Genomic DNA, 14,834 nt, shown 5'->3' with positions numbered 1-14,834 from the left:
GGCCGCGAACAGGATTACAGAAATCAGGCGGTCTCTGCGCTTTTCAGAATGATCAGCAGTGACTGGACATGCTCAGCCGCATCACGCCCCAGGCTGGTCAGATAACCACCATCGGGCTGGTCGGTCAGTTCCTTTTCGTGCAGGCGCTTGGCGGCGGCGATCAGCGCGGGGGAGGCGTTGTTGTGGACTTGGATGCCTTCCTGGCTGCTGTCCAGATTGAACAGGGCAAGGACTTCCAGTTCAGCGATCAGCTCGGGGGTAAGGGACATGGCAACTCCTGACTTCCAGACAAGGATGGGGCACCGCAATGGGTGCCTGAGCGTGGAGTGTAGTCAGACTTTTTACTGGTCGCCTTGATCCGCCTCAGGTGGCAGCTCCGGCAGTGCCCGCAAGGCGTTCTCGTACCACTCGGTATTGAACGGGCGATCTTCGTCGAGCAGGGCGTCGATCTCGATGGCCAGCACGTGAGCCATCAGGTTGAGGATGTCTTCGCGCTCGTAGCCGACCAGGGTCAGCTTGTTGAAGGTGGCCTTGGCGGCGGGGGGCTCGCCACTTTCAATCTGGTTTTCGATGGCCTGGGTCAGGGTGGCCTCGGCGAAGGCTTCTTCTTCATCAGTATCGATGTCGCGGGGTTCGCTCATGGCGGTGCTCCTGTAGTGAAGTGCACAGTTTGCCATGCTCGCGCAGGCAATGCCCGGCCATCGACGCGGTGCATGACGCTGGTCATGGCGAGGGGTTGCGGCTATAACTCCGGGGCCATCCCCACACGGCCTGGAGGCTGTATCAATGCTCAAGCTTCACGGATTTTCGGTCAGTAACTACTACAACATGGTCAAGCTGGCCTTGCTGGAGAAGGGCCTGCCGTTCGACGAGGTGACCTTCTTTGGCGGGCAAACCCCCCAGGCCCTGTCTATCAGCCCACGTGGCAAGGTGCCGGCGCTGGAGACCGAACATGGCTTTATCAGTGAAACCAGTGTGATCCTCGACTATATCGAGCAGACCCAGCCAGGCAAGCCGCTGCTCCCAGCCGATGCCTTCGGCCAGGCCAAGGTGCGCGAGCTGCTGCGGGAGATCGAGTTGTATATCGAACTCCCCGCGCGTACCTGCTATGCCGAGGCGTTTTTTGGCCAGGCGGTCGAGCCGCTGGTCAAGGAGAAGGCGCGTGCCGAGCTGATTGCCGGGTTTGCCACGCTCAAGCGTAATGGCAAGTTCGCCCCGTATGTTGCTGGCGAACAGTTGACCCTCGCCGACCTGATGTTCTGTTTCTCAGTCGATTTGGCCTGTGCGGTGGGCAAGAAGGTGTTGAACCTGGACTTGCTGGAAGACTTCCCGCAGGCCAAGGCGCTGCTGGAGCTGATGGGGGATAACCCGCACATGGCGAAGATTCTCGCGGATAAAGCAGCGGCGATGCCGGGCTTCCTGGAGATGATCAGCAAGAAGCGCTGATCTGAGCGAAAGGCTGCGTTGCAGCCATCGCGGGACAAGCCCGCTCCCACGCCTTGCGTAGAACGGTACGAGGGCGTAGCCTTGGCAATCAGGCTCCCACGCCTTGAGTCGAGCTGCGCGTGGGAGCGGGCTTGCCCCGCGAACGAGGGCGAAGCCCTCGCAATGAAGCTTATCGCGCAGCCAGCAACGCCTTGCCGCGCACTACAGCCGCACGCACCTGCGCCGGTGCAGTACCGCCAATGTGATTACGCGCATTGACCGAGCCTTCCAGGGTCAACACGGCAAACACATCCTGCTCGATCTGATCGCTGAACTGGCGCAACTCGTCCAGGCTCATCTCGGCCAAGTCTTTACCAGTATCGACACCGTACTTCACCGCATGGCCAACGATCTCGTGGCAATCACGGAACGGCAGGCCGCGGCGTACCAGGTAATCGGCCAGGTCGGTCGCGGTGGAGAAACCACGCAGCGCCGCTTCACGCATGATCGCGTGACGTGGCTTGATCGCCGGGATCATGTCGGCAAAGGCGCGCAGCGAGTCGCGCAGGGTATCGGCGGCATCGAACAGCGGCTCTTTGTCTTCCTGGTTGTCCTTGTTGTAGGCCAGTGGTTGGCCTTTCATCAGGGTCAGCAGGCCGGTCAGGGCGCCAAACACGCGGCCGCTCTTGCCACGTACCAGCTCCGGTACGTCCGGGTTCTTTTTCTGCGGCATGATCGAGCTGCCGGTGCAGAAGCGATCAGGCAGGTCGATGAACTGGAACTGGGCGCTGGTCCACAGCACCAGCTCTTCGGAGAAGCGCGACAGGTGCATCATGGCAATGCTGGCGGCGGCACAGAATTCGATGGCGAAGTCACGGTCGGAGACGCCATCGAGCGAGTTGCCGGCCACAGCTTCGAAGCCCAGCAGCTTGCAGGTCAGTTCGCGATCGATCGGGTAGGTGGTGCCGGCCAGCGCGGCGCTGCCCAGGGGCATGCGGTTGGCGCGCTTGCGGCAGTCGACCAGACGCTCGTAGTCACGGCTGAGCATCTCGAACCAGGCCAGCAGGTGGTGGCCGAAGGTAACGGGCTGCGCAGTCTGCAGGTGGGTGAAGCCCGGCATGATGGTCTCGGCTTCGCGCTCGGCTTGCTCCAGCAGGCCCTGCTGCAAGCGCGTGATTTCGGCCAGGATCAGGTCGATCTCGTCACGCAGCCACAGGCGGATGTCGGTGGCCACCTGATCGTTACGGCTACGGCCAGTGTGCAGCTTCTTGCCGGTGATGCCGATGCGGTCGGTCAGGCGCGCTTCGATGTTCATGTGCACGTCTTCCAGGTCGACGCGCCAGTCGAAGTTGCCGGCCTCGATTTCGCCCTGGATGGTCTTCAGGCCATCGATGATGGTGTCGCGCTCGGCGTCGCTGAGTACGCCGACCTGCGCCAACATGGTGGCGTGGGCGATCGAACCCATGATGTCGTGGCGGTACAGGCGCTTGTCGAAATCGACCGAGGCGGTGAAGCGGGCGACGAAGGCGTCGACGGGCTCACTGAAGCGGCCGCCCCAGGACTGATTGGTCTTGTCGGTGCTCATGGATTCACTCGTTGAAGGCGTGAACGATAAAAAGTGGCGCCGATAATAGCAGGGTTGCGCGGGCTGCCGCAGGGCGCCGGTCGATTGAAATCGCGAGAAAACACCAGACCCTGTCTTGCGTAAGGATATTTAGCGATTGAACGGCAGTGTTCCACGGACCGTCTACAGTTGGACAAAGGACTGGCAGTGAATCTGCCGGACCAGTGAATCTTTGGCCATTGCATCGGTCTAGAGCGTGACCGCGGTGTCGGTCGACCCACACCTGTCTACGCTATACCCGTGCGAGACTCATTCAGGAATCCAGCGCAATTATGAATGTCCTGATCGTTGATGACGAACCCCAAGCCCGCGAACGCCTAAGCCGCTTGCTAGGCGAGCTGGAGGGCTACACCGTGCTGGAGCCCAGCGCCACCAACGGCGATGAGGCCCTGGCCCTGATCGAAAGCCACAAGCCCGACGTGGTCCTGCTGGATATCGACATGCCCGGCCTTGATGGCTTGCAAGTCGCTGCACGCTTGTGCGAACGCGAAGCGCCGCCAGCTGTGGTGTTCTGCACCGCTGGCGATGAATACGACAGTGAAGCCTTCAAGGACAGTACCCTCAGCCACGTCGCCAAGCCGATTCAGCCGCAGGCGCTGCGTGATGCCCTGCGTAAAGCCGAAAAACCCAACCGCGCCCAGTTGGCGGCGCTGACACGCCCGGCCAATGAAGGGGGTGGCAATCCGCGCAGCCATATCAGCGCGCGAACGCGCAAGGGCATCGAGTTGATCCCCCTGCCGCAAGTCATCTATTTCATCGCCGACCACAAGTACGTCACCCTGCGCCACGAGGCCGGGGAAGTATTGCTCGATGAACCGCTCAAGGCGCTTGAGGACGAGTTCGGCGAACGCTTCGTGCGCATTCACCGCAATGCGCTGGTGGCCCGCGAGCGTATCGAGCGTTTGCAGCGCACGCCGCTTGGGCATTTCCAGCTGTTCCTCAAAGGGCTGGACGGTGATGCGCTGACGGTCAGCCGCCGGCATGTGGCCGGCGTGCGCAAGATGATGCAGGGGCTGCACTGACACAACCCAGGCAGCTGCTCGCGCAGGGCAGCACCGCGCCTTTGCGGCGAGGGCCGTCGATTGCTGATCTGGGTCTGCAGGCAGACCCGGAGGAGCTGTTATCATCGACAGCATCTCTCTGCATCGGGGCGTTACATGTCCACTCGCGAAATCCGCATTGCCACCCGTAAAAGTGCCCTGGCCCTGTGGCAGGCCGAATACGTCAAAGCGCGCCTGGAACAGGCTCATCCAGGCCTGCGGGTGAGCCTGGTGCCCATGGTCAGCCGCGGCGACAAGTTGCTCGACGCGCCGCTGGCGAAAATTGGCGGCAAGGGCTTGTTCGTCAAGGAGCTGGAAACCGCGCTGCTGGACAACGAAGCCGACATCGCTGTGCATTCGATGAAAGATGTACCCATGGACTTCCCGCAAGGCCTGGGTCTGTATTGCATCTGTGAACGCGAAGATCCGCGTGATGCGTTCGTTTCCAACCGCTTCGCCAGTCTTGAAGCGCTGCCAGCGGGCAGCGTCGTCGGCACCTCCAGCCTGCGTCGTCAGGCCCAACTGCTGGCGCGTCGGCCGGATCTGAAGATCCAGTTCCTGCGCGGCAACGTCAACACCCGCCTGGCCAAGCTCGATGCTGGTGAATACGACGCCATTATCCTCGCCGCTGCCGGTTTGATTCGCTTGGGTTTTGAAGACCGTATTACCTCCAGCATCAGCGTCGACGACAGCCTGCCAGCCGGTGGCCAGGGCGCGGTAGGTATCGAATGCCGCAGCGCCGACAGTGAAATCCACGCCTTGCTGGCGCCGCTGCACCACATTGATACCGCCGACCGAGTGGTGGCCGAGCGCGCGCTCAACAAACACCTCAATGGCGGCTGCCAAGTGCCGATTGCCTGCTACGCGGTGCTCGAAGGCGAGCAGCTGTGGCTGCGTGGCCTGGTGGGTCAACCGAGTGGCGGCACCTTGCTGGTCGCCGAGGCGCGTGCGCCGCGCGCGCAAGCCCAAGCCTTGGGCGTGCAGGTCGCCGAAGACCTGCTGGGGCAGGGCGCCGAGGCGATCCTCAAGGAAGTCTATGGCGAGGCTGGCCATCCGTGAGCCCCTGGCGCTTGCTGCTGACCCGACCTGAAGAGGATTGTGCGGCACTGGCGCACAGCCTGGCGCTTGCCGGTATCGCCAGCAGCAGCCTGCCGCTGTTGGCGATCGAGCCAGTTGCCCTGGACCCGCCACAAACCCTGCGCCTGAGCGAGCTACAGCGCTACCAGGCCTTCATCGTGGTGAGCAAGCCGGCTGCCCGCTTATTGCTCGAACGGCTCGCCCAGACCGGCCTGCAAGCACCCCGCGAGGGCTGGTTCACGGTGGGTGAAGCGACCGCCCGCGTGCTTGAGGATGCTGGGCTTTTGGTGACTTGCCCTACTGCAGGTGATGACAGCGAGGCCTTGCTTGAGCTACCCGATCTGCGTAAGGCTACCGCCAGGGCGGATTCACGGGTATTGATCATCCGCGGTGTCGGAGGTCGTGAACTGCTGGCAGAGCGTCTTGCTGAGCAAGGTGCTAGTGTCGATTATCTGGAACTGTATCGCCGCTGCCTGCCGCAGTACCCGCCGGGCACACTGGTACGCCAGATCGAAGCGGAACGCCTCAATGGCCTGGTGGTCAGCAGTGGGCAGGGTTTTGCACACTTGCGCCAGCTGGCAGGTGCAGATTGGCCACGTTTGGCGCATTTGCCGTTGTTCGTGCCAAGCCCGCGGGTAGCCGAGCAAGCGCGAGCGGCCGGCGCCCAACACATTGTGGATTGCCGTGGCGCCAGTGCCACGGCCTTGCTGGCAGCTGTGCAGCGCAGCGCTGCACCTGCCTCTTAAGGCGCTAAGCTCAGAGCGACGCGCCCCCATGCAAAGGATGGATACGTGAGCGAAACTGTCTTGTCCAACAACGAACAGCCCACCGCAGCCGACGCGCTGGAAACCCCAGCCGCAAAGCCCGCCAAGCGTTCAGGCAATGGCCTTGCAGTGCTGGCGTTGCTGCTCGGTGCCGCCGGGGTCGCGGTCGGGGGCTGGGGCGTCTGGCAGGTGCGACAGCTGCAAGGCAGCGAGCAAGGCCAGGGCCAGCGCCTCGAAGCGCTGAGCGAGCAGACCGCTGCCTTGCAGCAGCGCGATCAACAAATCAGCGCCCAGCTGGCCAGTCTGCCGGCAGCCAGTGAGTTGGAAGATCGGCGCCGCCTGGTGTCGCAGCTGCAGGGCGATCAGCAGCGCCTGAGCCAACGCCTGGAAACCGTGCTGGGCGAGAGCCGCAAGGAATGGCGCCTGGCTGAAGCCGAACACCTGTTGCGCCTGGCGACCCTGCGCTTGTCCGCCCTGCAAGACATCACCAGTGCCAAGGCCCTGGTCGAAGGCGCTGACGAGATTCTGCGTGAACAAAGCGATCCAGGTGCCTTCGCCGCTCGCGAGCAACTGGCCCGCAGCCTGGCTACCCTCAACAGCACTGCGCAACCAGACCGCACCGGCCTGTTCCTCAAGCTGGCTGCCCAGCGCGAGCAAGTCCAGCAACTGAGCGCCCAGTCGCCAGAGTTCGATGGCAATGCCGACGCCCTCGGCGCGCTGACCTCCGACGGCGATGGTGCCAGCCGCTGGTCGCAGTGGTGGGCAGAGATTTCCAAGTACTTCCAGATCGAATTCAACGCAGACGACAACGTCCGCCCACTGCTGGCCGGGCAGTCGCTCAATCAGTTGCGCCTGGCCCTGAGCCTGACCATCGAGCAAGCCCAGTGGGCGGCCCTCAATGGTGAGGCAAAGGTCTATACCCAGGCCCTGGACGATGCCCGCAGCGTGCTGCTGGCCAACTTCAACGCCGACAACCCGCAAAGTAAGGCCATGCTCGACAGCTTGAACGCCTTGGCCGAACAGCCGGTCTCGGTAGTTACCCCCGATTTGAGCGAAAGCCTGGCCGCAGTGCAGGCCTACATCCAGCGCCGCCATCTGCCGACTGAAGCAGAAGGGGGCAAGCCATGAAGCGGGTCTACCTGCTGGCAGTAGTGGCGATCGTAGTAGCCGCAGCGTTGGGCATCGCCATTGCCAAGCACAGCGGCTACGTACTGATCGCCTATGGCAGCTTTCGCTACCAGTCTGGCTTGTGGGCCGCGTTGGGCGCGTTGGTGGGTATCGTCCTGGCAGTGTGGCTGCTGCGTTACCTGATTGGCCTGGTGTTGACCTCCAGTGGTGTGGTCAACCCTTGGTCGCGGCGCAACCGCCGTCGGCGCACGCGCATCGCTGTCGAGCAAGGCCAGCTGGATCTGGCCGAAGGCCGCTGGGCCAGCGCTCAGCGTCACCTGCATCGCGCCGCCGAGGCCGAGCGCCAGCCGCTGCTGTACTACCTCGGTGCTGCGCGTGCAGCCAACGAGCTGGGCCGCAGCGAAGACAGCGACAACCTGCTGGAGCGCGCCCTGGAGCGTCAGCCGCAAGCAGAACTGGCGATTGCCTTGACCCATGCGCAACTGCAGATGGACCGTGGTGAAGCCGATGGCGCCTTGGAAACCTTGCTGGCGATGCACGAGCGTCACCCGCACAACGGCCAGGTGCTGCGTCTGTTGCAGCGATTGTACCTGCAGCGCGGCGATTGGCCGGCGCTGATTCGCCTGCTGCCCGAGCTGCGCAAGGGCAAGGTGTTGCCGGCTAACGAGCTGGCCGAGCTGGAACAGCGTGCCTGGGGGCAAAACCTGAATCTGGCGACGACCCGAGGAGAAGACTCCCAGAGCGCGCGCCAAGCCTTGGAGCGCGCCTGGCAGCAGCTGACCTCGGCCCAGCGCCAAGAGCCGCAACTGGTCTTGGCCTGCGCCGAACAGCTGCGCCAGGTAGGCGCCCAGGGTGAAGCCGAACAGGTGCTGCGCGCGGCACTCAAGCGTCAATACGAGAGCCACCTGGCCAGGCTCTACGGGCTGGTGCGCGGTGAAGACCCCGCGCGGCAGTTGCAGACCGCCGAAGGGTGGCTCAAGGACCACCCGCAAGACCCAAGCCTGCTGCTCACGCTGGGCCGCCTGAGCCTGCAGAATCGTCTCTGGGGCAAAGCTCGTGACTATCTGGAAAGCAGCTTGCGCCTGGAGCGCAATCCAGAAACCTGTGCCGAGCTTGCGCGTCTGCTCGCAGGATTAGGCGAGATCGAGCGCAGCAATCAGTTGTTCCAGGAGGGCTTGGGGTTGCTGGATGAGCGCCTGCTGGCGCTGCCGCTGCCCGAGGGCGTACGCGCCTGACCCACCTCCGGACCTGCGCAATGATGTGCAGGTCCGGGGGTACGGCGTTTATCCACAAGCATTCGGCCGGGTTACAGGACCGCCATCAGAATCTTCCTACGCAAAGTTGAAACTTTTCCCGCGCAATCAGCGACTTGTCTCTACTGTAGTGCCTTGAAACAAACTGTCGCTTTCCTCTACCGTTTCAAATCACGTCACTGACTACCCCGGGACCTACATCGCTCATGTCGCTGGCCCGTTATCGAATTTGCTACCTGCCTGCCTTGCTCGCCTCGCTGGCGATCCTGAGCGCAACCTTCGTACTGGAAAGCAGCCTGGGCCTTGCGCCGTGCTCGCTGTGCTATAGCCAGCGCCTGCTGTTGGCGCTGTACGCCATGGTCTGCTTGTGTGCAGTTGTTCACGCGCCGTCGGGGCTGGGCTGGCGCACCTATGCGCGGCTGACGCTGGCCTGCTCGGCAGGTGGCGCGCTGTTGGCGGCGCGGCATGTCTGGCTGCAGGGCAGCGGCATGCCTATCGAGACCTGCCCGGCGCCTATCGGCAGGCTTTTCGAGCACTCCTGGAGCCAGGGTCTGAAGACGTTTTTGTTGGGCGGCCCGGACTGCGGCTCGCTGACCTGGAGCTTTCTTGACCTGACCCTGCCCGAATGGAGCCTGCTGGCCTTCCTGCTGCTCGCGGCGCTGCCCCTGTCGCGCCTGTTGGCGTATCGTTTCCGCACCCTCAACACGCTTTGACTTGGCGCAAGCCTGGGCCGGTTGCTCGACCAATGGCGTAATACCCAGGGATGAAACGCTTGTATGAACTTTGTCCAATGCGTACCTTGAAGGGCAGCACGTGCGGGAATAATCTCCCTGCACGGATACCGAAAAACACAACTGCTCGATGCCGTCCTGCTGATGTCACCTTTGTGCCGCAGAGTTGTGGAACGAGGTGCAGCGGCATCTACCCAGAAGGGAAGAATCGCCATGCTCGATAGTTGTCAGAATGCCCAGGAACGCTGGGGCGGGGTTCACAAGCTGATTGACCGTTGGCTCCAGGAACGCGAGGAGCTGGTGCAGTCTTTCCGTGCCCTGCGCGATGCCAAGCCGGCCTTCGCCGACAAGGACAAGAACAGCGGTTTCTGCGCGGTGTTGGTCGACTATGTCTCGGCCTGGCATTTCGAAATCAGCGAACAGCTGGTCAGCGAAGCCAAGGCCTTCGGTGATCAGGGTGCCTTGGAGCTGGCTACCCAGATCAACCCGCGCATCGATGACAGCACTCAGATCGCCCTGGCGTTCAACGACCACTGTGCCAAAGGTGAGTGCACCGACCCTGAGCGATTCGCCGACAAGTTGAGCAAGCTCGGTGCCTTGCTACGTGAGCGCTTCGAACTGGAAGACTGCCTGATCGAAGTGCTGCACAACGCCCACAAGCAAGAGGATGCGGTCCAGGCCTGATGGCCCGGATCAGTCCGCCACCGACAGCAGTTCGATCTCGAACACCAGCGGGGTGTAGGGCGCGATCAAGTCGCCCGCACCTTCGGCGCCGTAAGCCTGGGCCGATGGAATCACCAGCCGCCACTTGCCGCCCGCCTTCATCTTCGGCAGTGCCACCTGCCACCCTTCGATTACCGAGTCCAGGCTGAACCATTGTGGTTGCTGGTTCTGATCGAACACCGAACCGTCCGGCAACTTCCCTACGTAGCGCACCTGCACCTTGCCGGTGGCCTTTGGCTGAGCACCAGTGCCTGCGACCAACTCGCTGTAGAGAATACCTTCGGGCAATTCGTGTACGCCTTTGCGGGCGCGTTCGTTAGCCATGAAGCGCGTTTCCACGGCCTTGAGTTGGTTCACCTGAGTCTGCTCGGAAGCGGCATTGGCCTGCTCTTCGTGCTGCTCAAGAATGCGCTGCATGCGCGCCTTGTCGAGCTTCAGGGGTTTGTCCTGATAAGCCTGGCGCAGGCCCTCGACCAGGGCATCGAGTTGCAGGCCGGGGACTTCCTGGCGCAGCCGTTCGCCAAGGCTGGCGCCCAGGCTGTAGGCCAGGTCCTGGTCGTTGGACGATGGTTTATCAGCGGCGGCGAGGGCGAAGGGCGCCATCAGGCACAGGCCAAAAACAAGATAACGAGGCACGGTCGACTCCTGCTGCGAAGAGTGGCAAGTATGCCAGCCTTGTTGTCGGCCCCGTGTAAATATCAGCAATACTTTAATGGCGAACTACACTTGCACGGAGCTGCAAGATAACAACTTTGCCCAGGCATGCAACGCGGCGCTAACAATACTGTCAACATGCCCTAGCGGCGGTAGCAGCAGAAGCATAGTATGAGCCGCAATCTCGTCAGCCAGGAGGTAAACCATGTCGGCCAAGAAGAAGCCAGTAAGTACGCCGTTGCACCTGCTCCAGCAACTTTCCGGTAGCCTGCTCGAACATCTGGAAGATGCCTGCTCGCAAGCGCTGGCGGATGCAGAGAAACTGTTGGCAAAGTTGGAAAAGCAACGTGGCAAGGCGCAGGAAAAACTGCACAACTCGCGTCTGAAATTGCAGGACGCGGCCAAGGCCGGCAAAGCCAAGGCGCAGAACAAGGCGCATAAAGCCGCGGGTGAACTTGAAGCATTGCTCGATTCACTCAAGGAGCGTCAATCGCAGACCCGTACTTATATCCAGCAACTCAAGCGTGATGCTCAGGAAAGCCTGAAACTTGCCCAGGGTGTTGGCAAAGTGCGTGAAGCAGCCGGCAAGGCCCTCGGCCAGCGTGCTGCTGCCAAGCCTGCTGCCAGCAAAACTGCAGCCAAACCTGCTGCGACTAAGTCGGCTGCCAAGCCAGCGGTGAAAGCCACCGCCGCCAAAGCACCAGCAAAAACCGCTGCCGCTAAGCCAGCAGCCAGAACCGCAGCTAAACCCGCTGCCGCCAAGGCCCCGGCGAAAACCGCCGCAGCCAAACCTGCTGCCAAACCTGCTGCTAAGCCAGCCGCAGCCAAGGCCCCGGCTAGAACCGCTGCCGCCAAGCCAGCTGCCAAAACTGCCGCGAAACCGGCAGCCGCCAAGGCCCCGGCCAAGACCGCTGCAGCCAAATCTGCTGCCAAGCCAGCCGCCAAGCCAGCCGCCAAGCCAGTAGCTGCCAAAGCGCCTGCTAAAGCTGCTGCAGCGAAACCTGCAGCCAAACCAGCCGCCGCCAAAGCACCGGCCAAAACCGCTGCTGCTAAACCGGCTGCCAAGCCCGCCGCGGCCAAACCTGCTGCCAAACCGGCCGCTGCCAAGGCACCCGTGAAAACCGCTGCCAAACCCGCCGCCAAGCCCGCTGCCGCTAAAGCACCGGCCAAGCCAGCTGCCGCCAAACCAGCCGTAGCCAAGCCTGCCGCTGCCAAGGTCGAAAGCAAGCCAGCCGAAGCCAAGCCTGCACCGTCCGCGAGCAGCTCGGCCTCTGCGACCAACTCGGCAGCGCCAGCCTCGACCGCTTCGGCCCCGGCCAGTGCCCCAGCTCAGACGCCGTCTTCGGCTTCCTGAAGCTGTTGCGCCGCGACGCGCAGCTGATGCAGCGCGTCGTGGTCGCGGCAACGGTCTGGTGCCAGCCGGGCCAACCAATCGTCCGTGGTCTCGTTCGAGCCCGCGGGCCATTGTCGCGAGCACGCTTGCAAGCGCTCCAGTAGCGTTCTCTCTGCCTGCAATTCCAAGCCCTTGACCTGCTCACGCAAGGCGGCCAACTGCGGATCGTTTTGCCCAGCGCTGCGCCATTGTTGGCGCAGGCTACGCAGGGGCATCACCACCTCCTGCTGCCAGGTCCGGGCCAGGTCGCCCAGGGCCTGCGCGCGCTCGGCATCAGCGCTGACACCCTGCGCCTGCAACCAGGTTGCGCAGAGCAGCAGGCAAACGTCCGCGCCCAATTGCTGAAGACTCAGGCAGGCCTCTTCGACACCCGGCTTGGCGTACAGGGCCAGGGCGTGATTCCACAGGTCGGTGTGCATGGTTCCACTCGCGCTTGCGGCCGAGGAAGCTGGTAGACTCCGCGACCATCATGATCAGACTATCCAACCTCACTTTACAGCGTGGTCCGCAGCGCTTGCTAGATGGCGCCGAGATGACCCTGCACACCGGTCACAAAGCCGGCCTCATCGGTGCCAACGGCGCCGGCAAATCCAGCCTGTTCGCCCTGCTGCGCGGTGAGCTCACGCCCGATGGCGGCGATTGTCAGCTGCCCGGCGACTGGCGCATCGCTCACATGCGCCAGGAGGTCGACACCCTCGACCGGGTGGCGGTGGACTATGTGCTCGACGGCGACATCCGCCTGCGCCAGGTTCAGGCCGAGCTGGCGCTGGCCGAACAAGCCCATGACGGCACGGCCCTGGCCCGCTTGCACAGCGAGCTGGAGATCGCCGACGGCTATACCGCCGACGCCCGTGCGCGCAAGCTGCTGGCTGGCCTTGGCTTCAGCAACGAGCAGATGGACCGCCGCGTCGGTGACTTCTCCGGTGGCTGGCGGATGCGCCTCAACCTGGCCCAGGCGCTGATGTGCCCGTCCGACCTGCTGCTGCTCGATGAGCCGACCAACCACTTGGACCTGGATGCCATCCTCTGGCTGGAAGACTGGCTCAAGGGCTATCCAGGTACGCTGCTGCTGATTTCCCACGACCGCGACTTCCTCGATTCGGTGGTCGATCACGTGCTGCATGTCGAACAGCGCAAGCTCAACCTCTACAAGGGCGGCTACACCGCCTTCGAGCGCACCCGTGCCGAGCGCCTGGCGCAACAGCAGCAGGCCTACGAGAAGCAGCAAGCGCAGCGCGCGCACATGGAAAAGTACATCGCCCGCTTCAAGGCCCAGGCTACCAAGGCCCGTCAGGCGCAGAGCCGGATCAAGGCCCTGGAACGCATGGAAGAGCTGTCAGCGGCGCATGTCGATTCGCCGTTCGACTTCGTTTTCCGCGAGTCGGAGAAGATCTCCAGCCCACTGCTCGACCTTTCCGAGGGTCGCCTGGGTTATGGCGACAAGGCGGTGCTGGAGAAGGTCAAGCTGCAGCTGACCCCAGGCGCCCGTATCGGCTTGCTCGGCCCGAACGGCGCCGGTAAATCGACCCTGATCAAGAACCTTGCCGGCGAGCTGCAACCCCTCGGTGGGCGGCTGGTGCGCGGCGAAAACCTGGCGGTGGGCTACTTCGCCCAGCACCAGCTCGATTCGCTGGATGACAAGGCCAGCCCGCTGTTGCACCTGCAACGCATCGCTCCAACGGAACGTGAGCAGACCCTGCGCGACTTCCTTGGCGGGTTCGACTTCCATGGCGCCCGCGCCGAGGAGCCGGTGCTGAACTTCTCCGGTGGTGAGAAGGCGCGTTTGGCGCTGGCCCTGATTGCCTGGGAGCGGCCGAACCTGCTGCTGCTCGACGAACCAACCAACCACCTCGACCTGGAAATGCGCCTGGCCTTGACCATGGCCTTGCAGGAGTTCAGTGGCGCAGTGGTGGTGGTCTCTCACGACCGGCACCTGCTCAAGAGCACCACCGACGACTTCCTGCTGGTGGCCGACGGCAAGGTCGACACCTTCGATGGCGACCTCGATGACTACAGCCGCTGGCTGATCGACTACCGCCAGCGCAATGCGCCGGTCAGTACTGCGCCGGCCAACCCGGACAAGACTGACAAAAAGGCCCAGCGCCAAGCCGCAGCCGCTTTGCGTCAGCAACTGGCCCCGCACAAGCGCGCCGCCGAGAAGCTGGAGACCGAGCTGGGCCAGGTCCACAGCCAGTTGGCCGAGATCGAGACTGCACTCGGTGACAGCGGCTTGTACGAAGCCGCCCGCAAGGACGAGCTGCGCGACCTGCTCGCCCGCCAGAGCAAACTCAAGCAACGCGAAGCGCAGTTGGAGGAGTCCTGGATGGAAGCCTTGGAACTGCTGGAAAGCATGCAAGCCGAGCTTGAGGCGCTGTCCTGATGGAGGAGTTGCAAGGCCTGCTGCCGGGGCAATGGATGGACGCACTGTGGTTGGGTTTGCAGATTTTGCTGATCCTGGTCGCAGCGTTTGTCCTGCAACGCTTCATCGCCCGCTGCCTGAGCCGCCTGGGCGAGCGCTACCCGTTGCCACCGGAGCTGCTGGTGCCGGTGCGCGGCGGCTTGCGTTGGCTGATCATGGGCAGCGCGCTGCTGTTCGTGTTGGAGCGCATGGGCGTTTCGGCGACGGTGTTGTGGACTGCGCTGTCAGGCTTCGTCGCGGTTGCGGCGGTGGCTTTCTTCGCCATGTGGAGCGTGTTGTCCAACCTGCTGTGTGCGGTGCTGATCTTTACCGTGGGGCCGTTTCGCATTGGTGATGTGGTCGAGCTGGTCGATACCCTCGACAAACCGGGGGTGAAGGGTCGGGTGATTGCCATCAACCTGCTGTTCACGACCTTGATGGAGCTGCCCGAAGCGGGTGGGGCGCTGGTGCAGGTGCCGAACAGCCAGTTCTTCCAGAAATCGGTGCGGCGCTGGCGGGGCGCTGAGGTGCCGGGTGTGGCTAAGGATGTTTCGGTTCAAGAGGACTGAAAGGCTGCCTGAACCCGTCCCTGCAAAATATCGCTGGTCATTTTTTCATCAACCT

Annotated in this window: 16 protein-coding genes; 11 read left to right on the top strand and 5 right to left on the bottom strand. The window is 63.0% G+C overall.

What is annotated here, in order from left to right:
* Positions 1-23 precede the first annotated feature (23 nt).
* Both HU737_RS21735 and HU737_RS21730 read right to left on the bottom strand, forming a co-directional pair.
* On the bottom strand, positions 24-269 hold the full coding sequence (locus HU737_RS21735) for a TIGR02647 family protein (protein WP_186552942.1): 246 nt from the start codon (positions 267-269) through the stop codon (positions 24-26).
* 72 nt (positions 270-341) lie between these two features.
* Entirely contained in the window at positions 342-641 is a 300-nt protein-coding gene (locus HU737_RS21730) for a hypothetical protein (RefSeq protein ID WP_186552941.1), read from the bottom strand.
* Between the two features lie 145 nt (positions 642-786).
* On the opposite strand from HU737_RS21730, the gene HU737_RS21725 reads away from it, so the two are divergent.
* Positions 787-1,446 (top strand): glutathione S-transferase, encoded by a 660-nt coding sequence (locus HU737_RS21725; RefSeq protein ID WP_186552940.1) that lies wholly within the window; start codon positions 787-789, stop codon positions 1,444-1,446.
* Between the two features lie 169 nt (positions 1,447-1,615).
* Here HU737_RS21725 and argH read toward each other — a convergent pair whose 3' ends face one another.
* A complete protein-coding gene (argH, locus tag HU737_RS21720; protein ID WP_186552939.1) occupies positions 1,616-3,010 on the bottom strand; it encodes an argininosuccinate lyase in 1,395 nt (464 codons plus the stop codon).
* 311 nt (positions 3,011-3,321) lie between these two features.
* Between argH and HU737_RS21715 the strand changes: the two genes are divergently transcribed.
* From HU737_RS21715 to rsd, 7 genes are all read left to right on the top strand, one after another.
* Positions 3,322-4,071 (top strand): LytR/AlgR family response regulator transcription factor, encoded by a 750-nt coding sequence (locus tag HU737_RS21715; RefSeq protein ID WP_186552938.1) that lies wholly within the window; start codon positions 3,322-3,324, stop codon positions 4,069-4,071.
* Between the two features lie 135 nt (positions 4,072-4,206).
* Positions 4,207-5,148, top strand: a complete 942-nt coding sequence (hemC, locus tag HU737_RS21710; RefSeq protein WP_186552937.1) for a hydroxymethylbilane synthase — start codon at positions 4,207-4,209, stop codon at positions 5,146-5,148.
* Complete coding sequence (locus HU737_RS26285) at positions 5,145-5,912, top strand: uroporphyrinogen-III synthase (protein ID WP_312153037.1); 768 nt, start codon at positions 5,145-5,147, stop codon at positions 5,910-5,912. Before hemC ends, HU737_RS26285 begins: the two co-directional genes overlap by 4 nt.
* A gap of 45 nt (positions 5,913-5,957) precedes the next feature.
* Positions 5,958-7,058: a uroporphyrinogen-III C-methyltransferase gene (locus HU737_RS26280; protein WP_312153038.1), complete on the top strand. Its 1,101-nt coding sequence runs from the start codon at positions 5,958-5,960 to the stop codon at positions 7,056-7,058.
* The gene (locus HU737_RS21700; RefSeq protein ID WP_186552936.1) at positions 7,055-8,293 is read left to right on the top strand and encodes a heme biosynthesis protein HemY; all 1,239 of its coding nucleotides are present in this window, start codon (positions 7,055-7,057) and stop codon (positions 8,291-8,293) included. Before HU737_RS26280 ends, HU737_RS21700 begins: the two co-directional genes overlap by 4 nt.
* A 224-nt stretch (positions 8,294-8,517) precedes the next feature.
* A complete protein-coding gene (locus HU737_RS21695; protein ID WP_186552935.1) occupies positions 8,518-9,024 on the top strand; it encodes a disulfide bond formation protein B in 507 nt (168 codons plus the stop codon).
* A 231-nt stretch (positions 9,025-9,255) separates the two neighbouring features.
* On the top strand, positions 9,256-9,726 hold the full coding sequence (rsd, locus tag HU737_RS21690) for a sigma D regulator (RefSeq protein ID WP_186552934.1): 471 nt from the start codon (positions 9,256-9,258) through the stop codon (positions 9,724-9,726).
* A 9-nt stretch (positions 9,727-9,735) separates the two neighbouring features.
* Here the strand turns inward: rsd and HU737_RS21685 are convergent, their stop codons facing one another.
* Positions 9,736-10,401 (bottom strand): FKBP-type peptidyl-prolyl cis-trans isomerase, encoded by a 666-nt coding sequence (locus HU737_RS21685; RefSeq protein ID WP_186552933.1) that lies wholly within the window; start codon positions 10,399-10,401, stop codon positions 9,736-9,738.
* A gap of 223 nt (positions 10,402-10,624) precedes the next feature.
* On the opposite strand from HU737_RS21685, the gene HU737_RS21680 reads away from it, so the two are divergent.
* Positions 10,625-11,773 (top strand): AlgP family protein, encoded by a 1,149-nt coding sequence (locus HU737_RS21680; RefSeq protein WP_186552932.1) that lies wholly within the window; start codon positions 10,625-10,627, stop codon positions 11,771-11,773.
* Here the strand turns inward: HU737_RS21680 and HU737_RS21675 are convergent.
* Entirely contained in the window at positions 11,749-12,231 is a 483-nt protein-coding gene (locus HU737_RS21675) for a TIGR02444 family protein (RefSeq protein WP_186552931.1), read from the bottom strand. The two genes, HU737_RS21680 and HU737_RS21675, sit on opposite strands and share 25 nt — an antisense overlap.
* Positions 12,232-12,281: 50 nt before the next feature.
* Here HU737_RS21675 and HU737_RS21670 point away from each other — a divergent pair, with 50 nt between their 5' ends.
* Complete coding sequence (locus HU737_RS21670; RefSeq protein WP_186552930.1) at positions 12,282-14,192, top strand: ATP-binding cassette domain-containing protein; 1,911 nt, start codon at positions 12,282-12,284, stop codon at positions 14,190-14,192.
* Positions 14,192-14,779: a mechanosensitive ion channel family protein gene (locus HU737_RS21665; RefSeq protein ID WP_186552929.1), complete on the top strand. Its 588-nt coding sequence runs from the start codon at positions 14,192-14,194 to the stop codon at positions 14,777-14,779. The genes HU737_RS21670 and HU737_RS21665 overlap by 1 nt, the downstream gene beginning before the upstream one ends.
* Positions 14,780-14,834: the final 55 nt, after the last annotated feature.

The organism is Pseudomonas urmiensis (assembly GCF_014268815.2).
In the GTDB taxonomy this organism is placed as follows: Bacteria; Pseudomonadota; Gammaproteobacteria; order Pseudomonadales; family Pseudomonadaceae; genus Aquipseudomonas; species Aquipseudomonas urmiensis.
This window is presented reverse-complemented; position numbering and strand designations above follow the sequence as displayed.